The organism is Pseudomonas azadiae (genome assembly GCF_019145355.1).
GTDB classification, from domain to species: Bacteria; Pseudomonadota; Gammaproteobacteria; order Pseudomonadales; family Pseudomonadaceae; genus Aquipseudomonas; species Aquipseudomonas azadiae.
Genome location: NZ_JAHSTY010000001.1, coordinates 1,309,819 through 1,325,677, shown reverse-complemented (window position 1 = coordinate 1,325,677; position 15,859 = coordinate 1,309,819). Strand labels below are relative to the sequence as shown.

The window sequence follows — 15,859 nt, the reverse complement described above, 5'->3', positions numbered from 1 at the left end:
GAATGATGTCTGAGGTAAAAACTGCAAAGGGCTTCTGGCCGGCGTTCAACCAGCGCAAGTTCCTCGATGATTGGGTGATGCTGTTGGCTGCCCTGGGGATTTTTGCGCTCAGTGCGCTGTTTATCGACAACTTCCTCTCGCCGTTGAACATGCGCGGGCTGGGTCTGGCGATTTCCACGGTGGGCATTGCCGCGTGCACCATGCTGTTCTGCCTGGCTTCGGGGCACTTCGACCTGTCGGTAGGTTCGGTGATTGCTTGTGCCGGCGTGGTGGCGGGCATCGTGATTCGCGACACCGACAGCGTAGTCCTCGGCGTTTCGGCCGCGTTGGCCATGGGCCTGGTGGTGGGGCTGATCAACGGCATCGTGATCGCCAAGCTGCGCATCAACGCGCTGATTGCAACCTTGGCGACCATGCAAATCGTGCGCGGCCTGGCCTACATCTTCTCCAACGGCAAGGCGGTGGGGGTGATGAACGAGGACTTCTTCGTCTTCGGCAACGGCCAACTGTTGGGCGTGCCGGTGCCGATCATCATCACCGTGCTGTGCTTTGTGTTTTTCGGCTGGTTGCTCAACTACACCACGTACGGGCGCAACACCATGGCCATCGGCGGCAACCAGGAAGCGGCGTTGCTGGCCGGGGTGAACGTTGATCGCACCAAGATCATCATCTTTGCCGTGCACGGGTTGATCGGCGCCCTGGCCGGGGTGATCCTCGCCTCGCGCATGACTTCGGGCCAGCCGATGATCGGCCAGGGCTTCGAGCTGACGGTGATCTCGGCCTGCGTGCTGGGCGGGGTGTCGTTGAGTGGCGGCATCGGCATGATTCGCCATGTGATTGCCGGGGTGTTGATTCTGGCAATCATCGAGAATGCGATGAACCTGAAGAACATCGATACCTTTTACCAGTATGTGATCCGGGGTTCGATCCTGTTGCTGGCGGTGATCATTGACCGCATGAAGCAACGCTGAATCCTGCCATGTGAAGGTGTGTGCTGGCTTTTTTGTGGGAGCTGGCTTGCCTGCGATAGCCATAGGTATCTACACAACCCTCAAGGGCTGACAAATCTCTCTGTAGTGAGCGGGCTTGTCCCGCGCTGGGTGGCGAAGCCGCCCCAATAAAGGCATCGCCGAGCTTCAGGGAGAATCCGATCGCCTGGTTTGGGGCTGCTTCGCAGCCCAGCGCGGGACAAGCCCGCTCACTACAAAGATGTGTAGATACCTATGCTGCGATAGCATCACCTCGGTCTGACTGAGAGACCGAGGCGTCTGTATCGCAGGCAAGCCAGCTCCCATAGAAAGCCTGTCCCGCAGTTTGGATCTCCTCAGTATTCAGGTTGACCTTTTGCCATAATGGCGCCGTTTTCGTACTTCCCAATAGGCCCGATATGCAGGAAACCCCCCACATCCCCGTCAAAGAAGCCGCCCCCACCGGCACCCAGACCTTGCTGCGTGGCCTGGGCGTGGTGCAGGCGGTGGCGGCCGGTGCGCGGGATCTCAAAGAGATCGCCAAGCGCATCGGCACCACCCGCAGCACCACCCATCGCCTGGCCAGCTGCCTGGTGGACGAGCGTTACCTGCGCGTGGTGCCGCAGGTTGGTTACCTGTTGGGGCCCAAGTTGATCGAGCTGGGTTTCCAGGCGCGCGAAGAGCTGCCGTTGGTGACCCTGGCCATCCCGTATCTGGATGAATTGTCGGCGCTGACCGGCGACACCATCCACCTGGCCATTCGCGAATACGACGACGTGCTTTACCTGCACAAGAACCCTGGCCGCTACGGCCCGGAAATGCGTTCGCGGGTCGGTCATCGCATGCCCCTGGCACGCACCGGGGTGGGCAAAGCGATGTTGCTGGATGATTCGGCCGAAGAATGGCGGCGCCTCTACGAAACCAGCTTGCCGGAGGGTGGCAAAAACCTGCAGTGGCCGCAGCACCCGGAGCAATCCTGGGCACAGTTCGAGCAGCGCATGCGTGAATACGTGGGGGGCGGCTATGCGTTCGACCTGGAAGACAACGAACCGTCGATCCGCTGCGTGGCGGCACCGGTGCGCGATGCCAGCCGGCGTATCGTCGCCGGCATCAGCATCGCCAGTACCGTGCCCTACATGCCGCTGGAGAAAATGGCCGAGCTGATCCCCGTGATCAAACGGGTCGCAGCACGGCTCTCGGCAGAGTTGGGCGCGAAGGCCTGATCAGGCCTTGAGGGTCGCCATGTCGATGACAAAACGGTACTTCACATCACCGGCGATCATGCGGGCGTAGGCCTCGTTGATCTGGCGGATGTCGAGCATTTCGATATCGCAGGTGATGCCGTGCTCGGCGCAGAAATCCAGGACTTCCTGGGTTTCGGCAATGCCGCCGATCAGCGAGCCGGCCAGGACTTTACGGCCCAGCACCAGCTTGGCCGCGTTGACGGGCGGGTCCACCGGCTCGATCAGGCCGACCAGGATGTGCACGCCGTCAAAGCGCAATACGTCGAGGTAGGGGTTCAGGTCGTGCTGCACCGGAATGGTGTCCAGCAGGAAGTCGAAGTGCCCGGCAGCGGCTTTCATCTGTTCGGCGTCGGTGGACACGATCACATGGTCGGCGCCCTGGCGACGGCCTTCCTCGGCTTTGCTCGCCGAGCGCGTGAACAGGGTCACTTCGGCGCCCATGGCCTTGGCGAACTTGATGCCCATGTGGCCCAGGCCGCCCATGCCCAGCACCCCGACCTTATCGCCGGCCTTCACGCCGTAATGCTTGAGCGGCGAGTAGGTGGTGATGCCGGCGCACAGGATCGGCGCGGCGCTGGCCAGGTCGAGCGTGGCCGGGATCTTCACCACGAAGTGTTCGCTGACCACGATGCTGTCGGAATAACCGCCCATGGTGTTGCTGCCGTCTACCCGGTCCGGGGTGGCGTAGGTCATGGTCGGCCCTTCGAGGCAGTATTGCTCCAGGTCCGATTTGCACGCGTCGCAATGACGGCACGAATCGACCATGCAGCCGACGCCCACCAGATCGCCGACCTTGTGGGCGGTGACGTTGGCGCCGACGGCGGTGACCTTGCCGACAATCTCGTGGCCCGGCATCAGTGGGTACACGGCAATGCCCCATTCGTTGCGCGCCTGGTGGATATCGGAGTGGCACACGCCGCAGTAGAGGATCTCGATTGCCACGTCGTCGACGCGCGGGCTGCGGCGCTGGAACGACAGGGGGGCGAGGGGAGTGGTGGCCGACTGGGCGGCGTAACCGATGGCGGTATACATGGAGAAACCTCGCAAAAGCAGTGAACAGTGAGGTGGGCCATTTTCCGTGCCGCCTCTGGGTGCGGCCATAGTGATTGCTCCGAGTCTCATGCCTATTCGTCCGGGAGTGCCCCGTGTTTGGATTTTTGTGTCCCGGACCTGCGATGATGCTCTCATCCCTTTTCAGCGAAGTTTTTTGCCATGATGTTGACCCGCCATCTCGACGCCAACGCCACGCTGGTTGCCTTGATAGAAGGGCTTACGCCCCGCGACGGCTTTTCGCCCACCCACCTTCCCGGCGTGCAGGTGCTGCGCGCCAGTTGCGACGTGGCGCGCGGCCCGCAGATCTACGAACCCAGCCTGATGTTCGTGGCCCAGGGCAGCAAAGTTGCCTACCTGGGCCCGCGTACGCTGGAGTATGGCGCCGGGCATTACCTGATCCAGGCGATGCCGGTGCCGTTCGAGTGCGAGACCTTTGCCATGGCCCCCGATGCACCCCTGCTGGGCGTGACGGTGGGGATTGATCGCGTGATGCTGGGCGAGTTGGTGATGGCCATGGGCATTCAGGCCGGGCCACCGCCGACGGCGCAGACCCTGGCGTCGATGAGTTCGGTGGTGCTCGATGATGCCATGCGCGGTTGTGTCGAGCGGCTGTTGCAGTGCCTGCACGATCCGCTGGAAAGCCGGATCCTGGGCCCGGCGCGCGTGCGCGAATTACTCTTCACCGCGTTGCGCGGGCCGCAGGCCGATGTGCTGCGCGCATTGGTGGAGCAGCAGGGGCAGTTTTCGCGGATTGCCACCTCGTTGAATCACCTGCATGCCCATTACGCCGAGCCGCTGAATATCGAGACGTTGGCGGGTTATGCGCATATGAGTGCATCGACGTTTCACGAGCACTTCAAGCGTTGCACGCTGTTGTCGCCGGTGCAGTACCTCAAGCGTCTGCGCCTGCTCAAGGCCCAGCAGTTGCTGCTGGTGGAAGGCATGGGCGTGGCGCAGGCGGCGCACAGTGTGGGGTACCAAAGTACTTCGCAGTTCAGCCGTGAATACAAGCGTTACTTCGAGCGCAACCCCGGCGAAGAGCGGGTGGCATAAATCTTATTGTTTTAACCCGTTCAATGTGGGAGCTGGCTTGCCTGCGATGGCGGTCTATCAGCTGCCTTATGCATGGCTGACCCACCGCTATCGCAGGCAAGCCAGCTCCCACATTTGATTTGTGTTGACCATAAAAAAGGCTCCCGGTCTGGGAGCCTTTTCGTTCAAGCAACCGCCTTACATATTCGGGTAAGTCGGCCCACCCGCGCCTTCCGGCGTCACCCAAGTAATGTTCTGCGAAGGGTCCTTAATGTCACAGGTCTTGCAGTGCACGCAGTTCTGGGCGTTGATCTGGAAGCGCTTCTCGCCGTCTTCCTGGGTGATGACTTCGTACACGCCGGCCGGGCAGTAGCGTTGCGCCGGTTCATCGTAGAGCGGCAGGTTGGTGCCGATCGGGATGCTCGGGTCCTTGAGTTTCAAGTGGCACGGCTGCTCTTCTTCATGGTTGGTACCGGAGATGAACACCGAGCTCAGCTTGTCGAAACTCAGCTTGCCGTCGGGTTTGGGGTAGTCGATCTTCTGGCTGTCCTTGGCCAGCTTCAGGCAAGCGTAGTCCGGCTTGGTGTCGTGCAGGGTGAACGGCATCTTGCCGCCCAGGATGTTCTGGTCGAACCAGTTGAAGCCGGCGCCGAGGATCGGACCGAACTTGTGCATCGCCGCGCCGAAGTTACGGCTGGCGAACAGCTCTTCGTAGAGCCAGCTGGCTTTGAAACCTTCAACGTAGTTGGTCAACTCGTCGCCGCCTTCAGACTCGGCAAACAGGCGCTCGGCCACGGCATCGGCCGCGAGCATGCCTGACTTCATGGCGGTGTGGCTGCCTTTAATCTTGGCCACGTTCATCGTGCCCAGGTCGCAGCCGATCAACGCGCCGCCCTTGAACACCATCTTCGGCAGCGAATTGATGCCGCCCTTGGCCAAGGCGCGGGCGCCGTAGCTGATGCGCTTGCCGCCTTCCAGGTATTGGGCCAGCACCGGGTGATGCTTGAGGCGCTGGAACTCGTCGAACGGCGACAGGAAGGTGTTGCTGTAGGACAGGTCGACGATCAGGCCCACGACCACCTGGTTGTTTTCCAGGTGGTAAAGGAACGAACCGCCGGTGTTCTCGTTGCCCATGATGTCCAGCGGCCAGCCGGCGGTGTGCACCACCAGGCCTGGCTGATGCTTGGCGGGGTCGATTTCCCAGATTTCCTTGAGGCCGATACCGTAATGCTGGGTGTCGGCGTCGCTGTCCAGGTTGAAGCGCTTGATCAGCTGCTTGCCGATATGGCCACGGCAACCTTCGGCAAACAGCGTGTATTTGCCGCGCAGTTCCATGCCAGGGGTGTAGACGCCTTCTTTGGGCTTGCCTTCACGGTCGACGCCGAGGTCGCCGGTGATGATCCCGCGCACTACGCCGTTCTCGTCGAACAGCGCTTCCTGGGCGGCGAAGCCTGGGTAGACTTCCACACCCAGGTTCTCGGCCTGCTGGGCCAGCCAGCGGCACAGGTTACCCAGGGAGATGATGTAGTTGCCTTCGTTGTGCATGGTCTTGGGCACAAAGAAGTCAGGCACCTTGGTGGACGCTTCTGAGCTGCGCAGTACATAGATGTCATCGCGCACCACGGGCGTGTTGAGCGGGGCGCCGAGGGCTTTCCAGTCCGGGAACAGTTCGTTCAGGGCGCGTGGTTCGAACACGGCACCGGACAGGATATGCGCGCCGACTTCGGAGCCTTTCTCGACCACGCAGACGCTGATTTCCTTACCGGCTTCGGCGGCCTTCTGCTTCAGTCGGCAGGCGGCGGACAGGCCCGCCGGGCCGGCGCCGACGATGACCACGTCGAATTCCATGTATTCGCGTTCCACAGGCTATCTCCTACTCAAGGCTCAACAGGCTTTTTCTAATGGATGGAGGTTCGGTGTCGTGTCCATCATCACTGTGCCAAATAGCAGGGGATGACTCACCTTTCTCTCTAGGTGGCGCATTATATCTACACCACTGTCAGCGTCCAATACAAACGTTTGTTTGAATTGCCCGCAGGCTAGGTAAATCAAAGTGGTGCGGCTTATGACGGGCTATTTTGCTGTATTGACCAGAATAGGCGTTCCGGTCAATATACGGTCGGTTTTGCGCTTACCGTAGGCAGACTGCTGGTTTCAAGAGCACGTCCAAAAGCAATGCAGGTGACGCGCGCCTCACGATGGCGCGCAGTTTACACGCTGCGATAAAGAATGACTTCTCGGTCACCCCTGACGAACGGTCATTACTTGCTCATCGCTGCGTCACTCGCCGACGTTTTTGGAGGTGCCCTTGTGTGCCGATGAGCATCAACCGCCAGGTTCGCCTAGGCGACTTTCTTTTCACCGGAGAGTAACGAGGAATCCATGAAGGTTCTTGTAGCTGTCAAACGCGTTGTCGATTACAACGTGAAAGTTCGCGTCAAGGCGGACAATTCCGGCGTCGACCTTGCTAACGTCAAGATGTCGATGAACCCTTTCTGCGAGATCGCCGTGGAAGAAGCCGTACGCCTGAAAGAGAAAGGCGTGGCGACCGAAATCGTCGTGGTGTCCATTGGTCCGACCACTGCTCAAGAGCAGTTGCGTACCGCCCTGGCATTGGGCGCCGACCGCGCCATCCTGGTTGAATCCGCTGAAGACCTGACCTCCCTGGCCGTGGCCAAGTTGCTCAAGGCTGTCGTCGACAAGGAACAGCCGCAGCTGGTGATCCTTGGCAAACAGGCCATCGACAGCGACAACAACCAGACCGGCCAGATGCTGGCTGCGTTGACCGGTTACGGCCAGGGCACCTTCGCTTCGAAAGTCGAAGTGAGCGGCGACACCGTTGCGGTCACCCGCGAAATCGACGGCGGCGCGCAAACCGTTTCGTTGAAACTGCCGGCCATCGTCACTACCGACCTGCGTTTGAACGAGCCGCGCTATGCGTCGCTGCCCAACATCATGAAAGCCAAGAAGAAGCCGCTTGAGTCGCTGACTCCAGAAGCTTTGGGCGTTTCCACCGCCTCCACCAACAAGACCGTCAAGGTTGAAGCGCCGGCTGCTCGCAGCGCAGGCATCAAGGTCAAGTCGGTGGCTGAACTGGTCGAGAAACTTAAAAACGAAGCGAAGGTGCTTTGAATTGGAGAGCCGGATCATGACTATCCTCGTAATCGCAGAGCACGACAACAAGGTGCTGGCCCCGGCCACCCTGAATACCGTGGCCGCTGCCGCTAAAATCGGTGGCGACATCCACGTGCTGGTTGCAGGCCTTGGCGCTGGCCCGGTGGCTGAAGCCGCCGCGAAAATCGCCGGTGTCAGCAAAGTCCTGAACGCTGACCATGCCGCCTACGCGCATCAGTTGCCGGAAAACGTTGCACCGCTGGTAGCCGAGCTGGGCAAGGGCTACAGCCACATCCTGGCCGCCGCCACCTCCAACGGCAAAAACATCCTGCCACGCGTTGCCGCGCAGCTGGACGTTGACCAGATCTCCGAGATCATCTCGGTTGAAAGCGCCGACACCTTCAAGCGCCCGATCTACGCCGGTAACGCCATCGCGACCGTACAGTCCAATGCTGCGGTCAAAGTCATCACCGTACGCGCCACCGGTTTCGACCCGGTTGCCGCCGAAGGGGGCTCGGCTACCGTTGAAGCCGTCGCTGCTGCCCATGACGCTGGCACCTCCAGCTTTGTTGGCGAAGAGCTGGCCAAGTCGGATCGCCCAGAGCTGACCGCTGCCAAGATCGTCGTTTCCGGCGGCCGTGGCATGCAGAACGGTGACAACTTCAAGCACCTGTACGCCCTGGCCGACAAGCTGGGTGCCGCGGTCGGCGCTTCCCGCGCGGCGGTCGACGCAGGTTTTGTGCCCAACGACATGCAGGTCGGTCAGACCGGCAAGATCGTCGCGCCTCAGCTGTATATCGCGGTCGGTATCTCCGGCGCGATCCAGCATTTGGCCGGCATGAAAGACTCCAAAGTGATCGTTGCGATCAACAAGGACGAAGAAGCACCGATCTTCCAGGTGGCCGATTACGGCCTGGTGGCGGACTTGTTCGAAGCCGTACCCGAGTTGGAGAAGGTGGTCTAATCCAGTCGCTTCACTTATAAAGAGCCCGGTCCTTGTGACCGGGCTTTTTTTTGACTTTGTTGGAGCATCTTGCCATGGAACTGCGCCGCTTGACCCTGCTGCTGGGCCTTACGCTACTGCCGACGCTGTCGCTGGCCGCCGGCAAATGCGATCGCCTGGTGATCACCGGCAGCCCGGACGCACCGCCGTTACTCTGGCGTGACCCGCAAGACCCCACGCATTTGATCGGCGCCACCGCCGATGTGTTACAGCAGGTGGCCAAGGATCTGGGGTTGAAAATCGACCTGCTCTACGGCGGCAGGCGTTCCCTGGCCCTGGAAGAAGTGCGCACTGGGCGCATGGATATCCTCGCCGATGCACCGCTGGCCATCGGCGAGCTGGAAACCCTCGACTACATCCACCCGGCGCTGGTGCAAACCGATTATCTGGTCTGGACACGCAAGGATTCGACGCTGGTCTACGCCACGGCTGCCGATCTGCATGGCCTCAAGGGTGCCCTGTCGGAGCGCGCCCGCCTGACCCGCGAATTTGAAATCTTCGCCGGCCAGCAACTGACGCTGCAGCGCTTTCCCAGCTTGACTCCGGCGTTTCAGAAACTGTTGCTGGGGGAGGTGGACTACGTGTTGGCCGGGCGGTATTCCGGCATGGCCATGGCGCAGACCTTGGGCATGAGCAATGACCTGATCGCCCGCGACGTGCCGATCGATCAGCCGGGCCTGTACCTGGCGATTTCCCACAACTCGGCTTGCAATGATCCGTGGTTGCGCGGACAGCTTGCCAAAAAGATGACAGAATTGCAGACGTCCGGTGTGGCGCAAACCGCGCTGCAGCGCAATCTGGAGCGCTGGAAAGCACAATTGCAGCAGCCCGTCGGCACCCAAACAAAGTAGGAATTTTCAGTGACTCTTCGACCTCTTTTCGCGGCCCTCGCCGTTGTCGCTCTGGCGGGATGTGCAGCCGACCCTGCGCCGAATGAACAAATGCGTCTCACCCAGCAAGCCTTGGAGCAAGCCAGCGCGGTGGGCGCCAGCAAGGACGATTCACCCGAACTGAAACTGGCCGAGGACAAATTCGCCCAGGCCAAGGCCGACATGGCTGACCAGTCCTACAAGGACGCGCGCATGCAGGCCGAACAAGCCGAGCTGGACGCGCGCCTGGCCGAAGCCCGGGTGCTGACCCGCAAGAGCCAGGAACAACTCAACGTGCTCAATACCCGCATCACACGCCTGCGCAAGCAATTGCAATTGGGAGAAGCACAATGAGCCCGATGATCCGTGGTTTGGGTTGTGCCGTGCTGCTGGGCAGTGCCGTGCTGGGTGGTTGCGCCAGCCATCCCAGTGGCGAGCAGGCCTTGCAGCAGGCGGGCAGCGACTTTCAGAAGGTCAAGGAAGACGCCAATGTGTTGCGCATTGCACCCAAGGATGTCATCCGCGCGGGTGAATCCCTGGCTCGCGCCGACCGCTTGTCCAGCTACTGGGGCAGCGGCGCGGACGTGGTGCATTACGCCTACCTGAGCCAGCGCTACAGCGCCATCGCCCGTGAGCACACCGAGCAGGCGCTTAACGAAGAGCGCGGCGCCAAGCTCGAACTGGAACGTCAGCGCCTGCAACTGGCCCTGCGTGAAAGCAAGCTGATCAGTGTGCAGCAGCAGGGCAAGTGGCTCGAAGAACAGATCGCCAGCCTGACCACCACCCAGACCGATCGCGGCTTGGTGACGACCCTGGGCGACGTGCTGTTCGATACGGGCGAAGCGGAGCTGAAAAACTCGGCCAACCGCACCGTGCTGAAAATCGTCCAGTTCCTGCAGCTCAACCCCAAGCGCGTGGTGCGCATCGAGGGCTATGCCGACAACACCGGCGGTGAGCGCGAAAACCTCAAGCTGTCCCGCGACCGCGCGCAGTCGGTGGCGGATGTGCTGGAGGACCTGGGGATCGACGAAAAACGCATTCAGGTCGAAGGTTATGGCGACCAGTACCCGGTGGAGGCCAATGCGTCCGAACGGGGCAGGGCACAGAACCGCCGCGTGGAAATCGTGTTCTCTGACGAAAAAGGCCAACTGGGCGCCGCCCGCTGACAGACTGGCCCAAATCTAACTTGTGGGAGCTGGCTTGCCTGCGAAAGCGGCGTGTCAGTCACCGGATTATTCACTGGCCCACCGCCATCGCGGGCAAGCCCGCTCCCACAGTTTTCAGTGCCAGACACAAGAAGGTTGAACACCTGCCATCCCTGTGGGAGCTGGCTTGCCTGCGAAAGCGGCGTGTCAGTCACCGGATTATTCACTGACCCACCGCCATCGCGGGCAAGCCCGCTCCCACAGTTTTCAGCGCCAGACACAAGAAGGTTGAACACCTGCCATCCCTGTGGGAGCTGGCTTGCCTGCGAAAGCGGCGTGTCAGTCACCGGATTATTCACTGACCTACCGCCATCGCGGGCAAGCCCGCTCCCACAGTTTTCAGCGCCAGACACAAGAAGGTTGAACACCTGCCATCCCTGTGGGAGCTGGCTTGCCTGCGAAAGCGGCGTGTCAGTCACCGGATTATTCACTGACCCACCGCCTTCGCGAGCAAGCCCGCTCCCACAGTTTTCAGCGCCAGACACAAGAAGGTTGAACACCTGCCATCCCTGTGGGAGCTGGCTTGCCTGCGAAAGCGGCGTGCCAGTCACCGGATTATTCACTGGCCCACCGCCTTCGCGAGCAAGCCCGCTCCCACAGTTTTCAGTGCCAGACACAAGAAGGTTGAACACCTGCCATCCCTGTGGGAGCTGGCTTGCCTGCGAAAGCGGCGTGCCAGTCACCGGATTATTCACTGACCCACCGCCATCGCGGGCAAGCCCGCTCCCACAGTTTTCAGCGCCAGACACAAGAAGGTTGAACACCTGCCATCCCTGTGGGAGCTGGCTTGCCTGCGAAAGCGGCGTGTCAGTCACCGGATTATTCACTGACCCGCCGCCTTCGCGAGCAAGCCCGCTCCCACAGTTTTCAGTGCCAGACACAAGAAGGTTGAACACCTGCCATCCCTGTGGGAGCTGGCTTGCCTGCGAAAGCGGCGTGTCAGTCACCGGATTATTCACTGACCCACCGCCATCGCGGGCAAGCCCGCTCCCACATTTGCTCTGCGCCAGTCTTACAGTTTTTGCTGTCACTCCCGCCTGCGCTCGACTATTGTGGCAACTGTCCCCGTACACTTCTAAACTGTGCCGGTATGTTTCACACAAAAATAAAATACCCGTGAAATCGAGTGCTGCGTCATGACCAATCTGTTGCTTTACCAACGTATCGCCCAGCAACTGGCTGAGGATATCCGGCGCGGTGTCTATCAACCAGGCGAGCGCGTGCCTTCGGTGCGCAAGATGAGCTCCCAGTTGAACGTGAGCCATGCCACGGTGCTGCAGGCGTACGCCAACCTCGAAGACCAGGGGCTGATCCGGGCACGGCCGCAGTCCGGCTACTACGTGCACCAGACGCCCGCGCTCACCGCGCCGACGCCGGACATAGCACGGGTCGAGCGCCCTGGGTTGGTCACCCGCAGCAGCATTATCCAGCAGGTGTTGGGCGAGTCGCGCCGCGAAGGTGTATTCCCGTTGGGCGCCGCCGTGCCCAGCGTGGACTACCTGCCGGTGCGTGCGCTGCACCAGCAGTTGGCCAAGGTCACACGGTTCCAGAGCCCACGGGCGTTCAGCTACATGTTCAGTCCCGGTTTCGAACCGCTGCGCCGCCAAGTGGCGATCCGCATGCGTGACGCCGGCGTGGTGGTGGACCCTTCCGAAGTAGTGATCACCCACGGTTGCGTCGACGCGCTGCAGATGTCGCTGCGGGTGTTGACGCGGCCCGGCGACCTGATTGCCGCAGAGTCGCCCACCTATTACGGCTTGCTGCAGTTGGCCGACCTGCTGGGCCTCAAGGTCATCGAGATCCCCAGCGACCCGTCGACCGGCATGAGCCTGGAAGCCCTGCAACTGGCGGCCAACCAATGGTCGATCAAGGCGCTGGTGCTGACCACGCGCCTGAGCAACCCCCTGGGCGGCACCATGCCCGAGGAGCGGCAGAAACAGTTGCTGCGCCTGGCCTCGGATTTCGATATCCAGATTGTCGAGGACGATATCTACGGCGAGCTGATGTTCGAACTCGGCCGCACCAAGGCGCTGAAAGCCTATGACCGCCTGGACCGGGTCATCTATTGCTCGAGCTTTTCCAAGACACTGTCGCCGGGCGTGCGCATCGGCTGGATGATTGCCGGCAAGTACCAGCAGGAAATCCAGCGCCTGCAGATGTTCAGCACCCATTCCGCGTGCAGCGTGACCCAGATGGGCGTTGCGGCTTACCTGGAAAACGGCGGCTACGACCGCCACTTGCGCTACATCCGCCAGGAATACCGCAAGAACCTCAGCGCTTTCCAGCTGGCGGTGCAGCAATATTTCCCGGAAGGCACGCAGATGACCCGTCCGACCGGCGGCTTTATCCTGTGGGTCAGTTTGCCCGGACGGGTCAATACCCAGGAACTGCACGTACGTGCACTGCAACAGGGCATCAGCATTGCGCCGGGGTTGATCTTCAGCAACACCGAGCAGTTCAACCACTGCATTCGCCTCAATTGCGGCACGCCCTGGAACCGCGAGGCAGAGCGCGCGCTGATGACCCTGGGGATGCTTGCCAGCCAACTCTGCCAGGAAACGGCGGCGGCTGCGCTTGAGGCGTAAGTAGGGCGTCAAAGGGAAAAATCCTATAGCACGCTGATCACTGCGCTTGTCATGGCGTGCACAACAAGCGAGCATATGGGCATCTGCCGTAAATGCTGTAGGCAATATGACCTCTATTTTTCGCGCTGTTTTGGTGATTGGCTTGTTAGGCCTGTGCAACGTCAGCTCAGCGCTGGCGGCAGCACCTGTGAGCGATTCCAAGCCCGCCGCTGAACAGACCGCCGCGAAAAAGACGGCCCCTGCCATCAAAGCGCCTGCCGTGAAGAAGCAAACCGCCAAAGCCAAGAAACGTGCGGCCCGTAAGTCCAAGTCGTCCCGTGAAGTGGCGCAGACACAATTGCCACCGGCACAGTTGGATCTGTCACTGCCGTCGGACATGGTCAGGCATCTGGAACCTGTTGGCACCCTGCCTAAGCCCAAGAGCGTGCCTCTGCTGCCGCCCATGTTTGGCGAGAAGCCCACTGACAACAGCGCGTTCCAGATCAACGGCCGTCTGCTCAGTAATGAGATGAAGCTGCAGTTGCGCAACGAAGAGCGGCGTGATGTGGAAGGTGCGGCGTTGGAATTCGAGTTCAAACAGTAACCGTTTCAAACAATGGCGGCGCGGGGCCGACGACCATGTGTCGGAGACTGGCCGGTCACTTTTGATTTCGGCGAAAAACCCCTGTTAGACCATTTTAAAACGGCTGTTTAAGGGCGTACTCTAGCCCGGCCATCCCATTGAGTCGTCGAGAACCTGTTGATCATGAATTGCCGTGAAGGCTGTGGTGCCTGCTGCATCGCCCCCTCCATCAGCTCGCCTTTGCCGGGAATGCCACAGGGCAAACCGGCTGGCGTGCGCTGCCTGCACCTGTCGGTCGAACAGCTGTGCCTGCTGTTCGGGCAGCCCGAGCGACCGACGGTGTGCGGCGAGTTCAAGGCGGATATCGATGTCTGCGGGACCGACCAGGCCGATGCGATCCGGTTGATCGGCTGGTGGGAGCAGATAACGGCGGCTTGATGGGCTTACTACCCGACCTTCAACAATAAGGAATACACCCATGGGTTCGCTGAAACAAATGGCTGTGCTGTGCGGTTTTACGCTGGTGTTTGCGGCTGCTGCCCAGGCAGAAGATTGGCAAGTGGCCAAGGACGAAGACGGCATCAAGGTGTCCCTGAGCGAAGTGGCCGGTTCCAAGTACAAGGCGTATCGCGGTGTGGCCCTGATCAAGGCGCCTGTGGCCAGGATCATTGCCTTGCAGGAAGACGTGGCGGGTGCCTGCGCCTGGATTCACGAGTGCAAATCCCAGAAGCTGGTCGACAGGAAAGGCGACGAGGCCTGGACCTACACGCAGTTCAAGGCGCCGTTCCCGGTGACCGATCGTGACTCGTATATCCATGTCACAACCACCAGGAACGCCGACGGCAGCGTCACCCGCACCTTGCAGGGCGTACCGACCTACAAGCCTGAAGAAAAAGGCTATGTGCGTGTCGCTCAGGTGGAGGGGTTCTGGAAGCTGGTCCCCAAGGGCGCCGACCAGACTGAAGTGACCTATCAGGTGCACACCGAGCCAGGCGGCAGCGTGCCGTCATGGCTGGCCAACAAGTTCGTGGTGGAGGCGCCGTTCAACACCTTGAAGGCCTTGAAAGATCACGCTGAAAAATAACCGGCGTTTGATCCGGTGCCTTCGGCCTTGAGTGGAACGTTTGTCGAGCCCTCAAGGTCCAGATAGAGGTGAGCCCACACATGGGTTTTATCGAGGAGGCACCGATGCCGAAGTGGAATATTTCTTTCATCAATGACCGTGGTGAGCCGGTAGTCGAGCAATTCGACTGCGCGCATGAGCCGACGCTGGAAGAAGCCGCACAATTGGTGCGCGTGCGTGTGTCACCGGTGTTGGAAAAGCTGGACCTCAACGATCTTGCCGATCGTGTGCCCGATCCCACGGTCAAAAGCCTGCATGATCAAAATGGTATCAAAGACCTCAAGGTCGAACCCGCCGCCTGAACATTTGCTGTACACCCTTCAAGCGCCTCTGGTGGAGGTGATAGCTTCGCGCTACTCTGCAAGTGAGATCAGCGAATGAATCGCTAAAGGTCTGGTCTTGTCAGCTACATGCTTGTTTTCCAGCGGTGCTTGTATCGCCGTAGCACCCGCGCCAGTAAGGCGCGGGCCAGGAGAGCACGGAAAGTCTATCCATCATTTAGGAGCACTTTTCATGAGCACAGCCTATCAAGAAGACATCAGCACCAACGTTCTGCGCCGCATGAAAGAAGGCGGCTTCGACTTTTCGCGTTTTCACCCCATTGAGTTTTACGCCATTTTCCCGGATGAGGAACGGGCGCGCAGGGCTGCGGGTGAGTTTCGTGGGGAATCGCTGAATGCCCAGGTCAGTGCGCGCGACGATGGTGCCTGGTACCTGGAGCTGAGCAAAATCATGTCTGCAACCTACGACGGCATAGGAGACTTCGAGCAAGACTTTGAGGCGGTGGTCGAGCCGCTGGGCGGGATCATCGAAGGGTGGGGCGTGAAGCAGGAGGTGCGTGGGTTACCCATGTAGCAGTCAGTAGTATGAGAAACACAGCGTATCGGCTGACCTTTGGGTCGGCCGATTTTGTTTGTGGCGCCAGAAAGTTTACGGAACTAGCGTCGCCCTTTTCTGCACCAAAAAAAAAGGCCACCCGAGCAGGGTGGCCGAAAGGGAAGACCGGGAGGTCGGTCGGTACACGAAGCACGACGTTACCGATGGCACAAAGGGTTTAGCTGTAGGACGCGTCCTGTTCAGCAGAGTGTGGTGATTATCCGC

16 protein-coding genes are annotated in these 15,859 nt (G+C 60.5%); 14 read left to right on the top strand and 2 right to left on the bottom strand.

Annotation, left to right across the window (positions count from 1 at the left end; translation table 11 throughout):
- Nucleotides 1–5: 5 nt before the first annotated feature.
- The gene (gene araH / locus KVG91_RS05930; RefSeq protein ID WP_076949984.1) at nt 6–971 is read left to right on the top strand and encodes an L-arabinose ABC transporter permease AraH; all 966 of its coding nucleotides are present in this window, start codon (nt 6–8) and stop codon (nt 969–971) included.
- Between the two features lie 416 nt (nt 972–1,387).
- A complete protein-coding gene (locus tag KVG91_RS05925) occupies nt 1,388–2,191 on the top strand; it encodes an IclR family transcriptional regulator (protein ID WP_169374628.1) in 804 nt (267 codons plus the stop codon).
- Here KVG91_RS05925 and KVG91_RS05920 read toward each other — a convergent pair whose 3' ends face one another.
- On the bottom strand, nt 2,192–3,244 hold the full coding sequence (locus tag KVG91_RS05920) for an NAD(P)-dependent alcohol dehydrogenase (RefSeq protein ID WP_169374629.1): 1,053 nt from the start codon (nt 3,242–3,244) through the stop codon (nt 2,192–2,194). It abuts the gene before it with no gap.
- A gap of 180 nt (nt 3,245–3,424) precedes the next feature.
- Between KVG91_RS05920 and KVG91_RS05915 the strand changes: the two genes are divergently transcribed.
- On the top strand, nt 3,425–4,318 hold the full coding sequence (locus KVG91_RS05915) for an AraC family transcriptional regulator (protein WP_169374630.1): 894 nt from the start codon (nt 3,425–3,427) through the stop codon (nt 4,316–4,318).
- A gap of 177 nt (nt 4,319–4,495) precedes the next feature.
- Here the strand turns inward: KVG91_RS05915 and KVG91_RS05910 are convergent, their stop codons facing one another.
- Entirely contained in the window at nt 4,496–6,160 is a 1,665-nt protein-coding gene (locus KVG91_RS05910) for an electron transfer flavoprotein-ubiquinone oxidoreductase (protein WP_169374631.1), read from the bottom strand.
- Nucleotides 6,161–6,679: 519 nt separating this feature from the next.
- Here KVG91_RS05910 and KVG91_RS05905 point away from each other — a divergent pair.
- The 11 genes from KVG91_RS05905 to KVG91_RS05855 all read left to right on the top strand — a co-directional run bounded on the left by KVG91_RS05905 (nt 6,680) and on the right by KVG91_RS05855 (nt 15,613).
- Entirely contained in the window at nt 6,680–7,429 is a 750-nt protein-coding gene (locus KVG91_RS05905) for an electron transfer flavoprotein subunit beta/FixA family protein (RefSeq protein WP_169374632.1), read from the top strand.
- Nucleotides 7,430–7,445: 16 nt separating this feature from the next.
- Nucleotides 7,446–8,375 (top strand): electron transfer flavoprotein subunit alpha/FixB family protein, encoded by a 930-nt coding sequence (locus tag KVG91_RS05900; RefSeq protein ID WP_169374633.1) that lies wholly within the window; start codon nt 7,446–7,448, stop codon nt 8,373–8,375.
- Between the two features lie 74 nt (nt 8,376–8,449).
- A complete protein-coding gene (locus KVG91_RS05895) occupies nt 8,450–9,265 on the top strand; it encodes a substrate-binding periplasmic protein (RefSeq protein ID WP_169374634.1) in 816 nt (271 codons plus the stop codon).
- A gap of 9 nt (nt 9,266–9,274) precedes the next feature.
- Nucleotides 9,275–9,637, top strand: coding sequence for a DUF4398 domain-containing protein (locus KVG91_RS05890; protein ID WP_169374635.1), 363 nt, complete (start codon nt 9,275–9,277; stop codon nt 9,635–9,637).
- Complete coding sequence (locus tag KVG91_RS05885) at nt 9,634–10,449, top strand: OmpA family protein (RefSeq protein WP_169374636.1); 816 nt, start codon at nt 9,634–9,636, stop codon at nt 10,447–10,449. Before KVG91_RS05890 ends, KVG91_RS05885 begins: the two co-directional genes overlap by 4 nt.
- 1,175 nt (nt 10,450–11,624) lie before the next feature.
- Complete coding sequence (locus KVG91_RS05880) at nt 11,625–13,073, top strand: aminotransferase-like domain-containing protein (protein ID WP_169374812.1); 1,449 nt, start codon at nt 11,625–11,627, stop codon at nt 13,071–13,073.
- Nucleotides 13,074–13,179: 106 nt separating this feature from the next.
- Nucleotides 13,180–13,656, top strand: a complete 477-nt coding sequence (locus tag KVG91_RS05875; RefSeq protein WP_169374883.1) for a translation initiation factor 2 — start codon at nt 13,180–13,182, stop codon at nt 13,654–13,656.
- Nucleotides 13,657–13,818: 162 nt separating this feature from the next.
- On the top strand, nt 13,819–14,073 hold the full coding sequence (locus tag KVG91_RS05870; RefSeq protein ID WP_169374813.1) for a YkgJ family cysteine cluster protein: 255 nt from the start codon (nt 13,819–13,821) through the stop codon (nt 14,071–14,073).
- 40 nt (nt 14,074–14,113) lie between these two features.
- Nucleotides 14,114–14,719 carry an START domain-containing protein gene (locus KVG91_RS05865; RefSeq protein WP_169374814.1) on the top strand — a complete coding sequence of 202 codons (606 nt, stop codon included), beginning with the start codon at nt 14,114–14,116 and terminating at the stop codon, nt 14,717–14,719.
- 80 nt (nt 14,720–14,799) lie between these two features.
- A complete protein-coding gene (locus tag KVG91_RS05860; RefSeq protein WP_169374815.1) occupies nt 14,800–15,060 on the top strand; it encodes a hypothetical protein in 261 nt (86 codons plus the stop codon).
- A 211-nt stretch (nt 15,061–15,271) separates the two neighbouring features.
- Nucleotides 15,272–15,613: a ribonuclease E inhibitor RraB gene (locus tag KVG91_RS05855; protein WP_065873940.1), complete on the top strand. Its 342-nt coding sequence runs from the start codon at nt 15,272–15,274 to the stop codon at nt 15,611–15,613.
- Nucleotides 15,614–15,859 lie beyond the last annotated feature (246 nt).